The following is a 3,651-nucleotide window of genomic DNA, read 5'->3' on the forward strand; positions in this document are numbered from 1 at the left end:
GAGCAGGCGCGCGCCCTGGTCCACCGGGCCGCCGGCGGAATAGCCCACCAGCAGGTGCACCGGCTGCTGCTGCGCATCCTGCGCGGCGGCGGGGAGGGCGGCCAGGGCGAGCGGTGCCCAGGCCAGGGCGGCCAGGGCCAGGCGGCGTCGGGGGTTGAGCATGGATGTGTCTCCTGGGTTCGTGGTGATGGCTTCGGGCCGCAGGCGCTTGCGATGAGCAGGGCCGCGACTGCGTGAAGCCGATGGTGCGGCGTTGCTCCCGCCGGCGGAATCTGCTTTTGCCGAAGGCGGGCTTCGGGCCTGCTTAGCGGGGGTTTGCCCTCAGACCGGGTCCCAGCTGAATACGTCGGCCGAGCGGTCCAGCGGCACGAAGGAGGCCTTCAGCGCCGGCATGCCGTGCTCGGCGATGAACCGGGGCGACCAGCCTTCGCCGCGGTGCACCGAGCGCAGCGGGCGCGGCTGGCTCATCAGGAAGATCTCGTTGTTGCGCACCGCAAAGACCTGCGCGTTGACCTCGCGCGCCGCGTCGGACAGCAGGTACACGGCCAGCGGCGCGATCTTGCTCGGCGTCATCTGCTGGATCTTCGCCACGCGCGCCTGCTGCTCGGGCGTGTCGGTGGGGATCGAGCCGATCATGCGGCTCCACGCGAAGGGCGCGATGCAGTTGGAGCGCACGTTGAACTTCTGCATGTCCAGCGCGATGCTCTTGGACAGCGCCACCAGCCCCAGCTTGGCCGCGCTGTAGTTGGCCTGGCCCAGGTTGCCGACCAGGCCCGAGGTGGAGGTCATGTGCACGAAGGCGCCGCCTTCCTGTTCCTTGAAGTGGTTGGCCGCGGCGCGGCTCATGTGGTAGCTGCCGTACAGGTGCACCTTGATGACGGCGTCCCACTCGTCCAGGCTCATCTTGTGGAAGAAGCGGTCGCGCAGGATGCCGGCGTTGTTGACCACGCCGTCGATGCGGCCGAAGTGGTCGAGCGCGCTCTGCACGATGCGCGCGGCGCTGGCGGCCTCGGAGACGCTGTCGGTGTTCGCGGCCGCCTCGCCGCCGGCGGCGCGGATCTCCTGCACCACCTGCTGCGCCGGGCCGGCGTCGGTGCCTTCGCCGCTGGTGGAGGTGCCGATGTCGTTGACCACCACCTTCGCGCCCTCGGCGGCCAGGGCCAGCGCCATGTCGCGCCCGATGCCGCCGCCGGCGCCCGTCACCACCACCACCTTGTCCTGCATCATCCCGGGCTGCGCCATGTCTCGTCGTCCTTTTGTCGTCTGGAAGGGAACACGGCGCCGAGCATGGCGGCAAAGCCCGCCCGGCGCCATTCGGCAATGGCAAGGGCGGCCTTCGCCGGCGTGAAAGCGCGGGCTTCACCGGCGCCGAAGGCACGCTTTCACAAACGCGGATTGCGCCGCCGCGCGGCTGCGCCGACGATCGCGGCCATGAACAAGGAGACACGCAGCAGCGGCGACGCCCTCGACGCCGCCACCCTGGCGCACCTGCAGGGCTGGCAGGGGCGCAGCGAGCGCCTGGGCGACACCGTGACCGCCGCGCCGGTGGCCGCGCTGTCGGCCACGCTCGACCGCGACGACCCGGCGCCGGCCGAAGGCACCGCGCTGCCGCCGCTGTGGCACTGGCTGTACTTTCTGCCGCACGCGCGGCACAGCGAGATCGGCCCCGACGGGCATCCGAAGCGCGGCGGCTTCCTGCCGCCGGTGCCGCTGCCGCGCCGCATGTGGGCCGGCGGGCGGCTGCGCTGGGAACCGGCCAACCCGCTGCAGGTCGGCCAGCGCGTCGAGCGCAGCTCCACCATCCGCTCGGTCTCGCACAAGAGCGGGCGCACGGGCGAGCTGCTGTTCGTGCTGGTCGAGCACAGCATCGCCAACGAAGCCGGCCTGGCGCTGACGGAGGAGCACGACATCGTCTACCGCAGTGCGGCGCGCCCGGGCGATCCGGCACCGCCGCCGCGAAAGCCGCCGCTGGACGGCCAGGCCGCCTGGTCCCGCACCCTGGTGCCCGACGACGTGCTGCTGTTCCGCTACTCGGCGCTCACCTTCAACGGCCACCGCATCCACTACGACCGCAAGTACGTCACCGAGGCCGAGGGCTACCCGGGCCTGGTGGTGCACGGCCCGCTGATCGCCACGCTGCTGCTGGACCTGCTGCGCCGCGAGCGGCCCGGCGCCTTCGTGGCCTCCTTCGAGTTCAGGGCCGTGCGGCCCACCTTCGACCTGCACCCCTTCAGCGTGCACGGCCGGCCCTCGGCCGACGGCACCCGGGTGGACCTGTGGGCGCAGGACCACGAGGGCTGGCTGACCATGCAGGCCAGCGCCGTGCTGGGCTGATCTGCTATCGAAACCATAGCTGCCAGCGCCCGTCCCGCGGGCGCTGGAGGCCGAAAAGACTCAAAAAACACCGCCATGATCGAGAAGACCCAGTCCAACAACTTCCACGAGATCCGCGACGCCGTGCGCGCCCTGTGCGCCGGGTTCCCGGACGCGTACTTCCGCAAGATCGACGAGGCGCGCGGCTACCCCGAGGAATTCGTCAACGCCCTGACCCAGGCCGGCTGGATGGCCGCGCTGATCCCGCAGGAGTTCGACGGCCCGGGCCTGTCGATGGCCGAGGCCTCGGTCATCATGGAAGAGATCAACCGCTGCGGCGGCAACTCCGGCGCCTGCCACGGGCAGATGTACGTGATGAACACCATCGTCTTCAGCGGCACCGACGCGCAGAAGCGCAAGTACCTGCCGAAGATCGCCGCCGGCGAGCTGCGCGTGCAGTCGATGGGCGTGACCGAGCCCACCACCGGCAGCGACACCACCAAGCTCAAGACCACGGCCGTGAAGAAGGACGGGCGCTGGGTCGTCAACGGCCAGAAGGTGTGGATCAGCCGCGTGCAGCACAGCGACCTGTTGATCCTGCTGGCGCGCACCACGCCGATCGAGCAGGTGCAGAAGAAGAGCGAGGGCCTGTCGTGCTTCATCGTCGAGCTGGACAAGGCGATCGGCAAGGGGCTCACCGTGCGGCCCATCCTCAACATGGTCAACCACGAGACCAACGAGCTGTTCTTCGACAACCTGGAGCTGCCCGAGGACGCGCTGCTGGGCGTGGAGGGCCGGGGCCTGAAAGTGATCTTCGACGGCCTGAACGCCGAGCGCACGTTGATCGCCGCCGAGTGCATCGGCGACGGCTACTGGTTCCTGGAGCGCGCCCGCAACTACGCCAACGAGCGCAAGGTCTTCGGCCGGCCGATCGGGCAGAACCAGGGCATCCAGTTCCCGCTGGCCGAGGCCTACATCGAGCTGGAGGCGGCCAACCTGATGCGCTGGCGCGCCTGCGAGAAGATCGACGCGCGCCAGAACGCCGGCACCGAGGCCAACATGGCCAAGTACTTGGCGGCCAAGGCCAGTTGGGAGGCCGCCAACGCCTGCCTGCAGACGCACGGGGGCTTCGGCTTCGCCTGCGAATACGACGTGGAGCGCAAGTTCCGCGAGACGCGGCTGTACCAGGTCGCGCCGATCTCCACCAACATGATCCTCAGCCACGTCGGCCAGCACGTGCTGGGCCTGCCCCGGTCGTTCTGATGGCTGCCACCACCGCCCCCCGCCCCCGTCCGCTGGACGGCATCACCGTCGTCTCGCTCGAACACGCGGTGGCCG

General features: G+C 70.2%; 3 protein-coding genes and 1 pseudogene. 2 read left to right on the forward strand and 2 right to left on the reverse strand.

The features are described 5' to 3' along the window. Both ACIY1X_RS25470 and ACIY1X_RS25475 read right to left on the reverse strand, forming a co-directional pair. Positions 1-162 (reverse strand): annotated as a pseudogene (locus ACIY1X_RS25470) (tripartite tricarboxylate transporter substrate binding protein); the annotation flags it as partial. 159 nt (positions 163-321) lie between these two features. Continuing rightward, on the reverse strand, positions 322-1,242 hold the full coding sequence (locus ACIY1X_RS25475; protein WP_399686227.1) for an SDR family NAD(P)-dependent oxidoreductase: 921 nt from the start codon (positions 1,240-1,242) through the stop codon (positions 322-324). A gap of 189 nt (positions 1,243-1,431) precedes the next feature. Between ACIY1X_RS25475 and ACIY1X_RS25480 the strand changes: the two genes are divergently transcribed. Together ACIY1X_RS25480 and ACIY1X_RS25485 are read left to right on the forward strand one after the other, a co-directional pair. Continuing rightward, a complete protein-coding gene (locus ACIY1X_RS25480; protein WP_399686230.1) occupies positions 1,432-2,334 on the forward strand; it encodes a MaoC family dehydratase N-terminal domain-containing protein in 903 nt (300 codons plus the stop codon). 75 nt (positions 2,335-2,409) lie between these two features. Then, positions 2,410-3,576: an acyl-CoA dehydrogenase family protein gene (locus ACIY1X_RS25485; protein WP_399686233.1), complete on the forward strand. Its 1,167-nt coding sequence runs from the start codon at positions 2,410-2,412 to the stop codon at positions 3,574-3,576. Positions 3,577-3,651 lie beyond the last annotated feature (75 nt).

The organism is Xenophilus sp., assembly GCF_044462705.1.
GTDB lineage: Bacteria > Pseudomonadota > Gammaproteobacteria > Burkholderiales > Burkholderiaceae_C > Xenophilus > Xenophilus azovorans.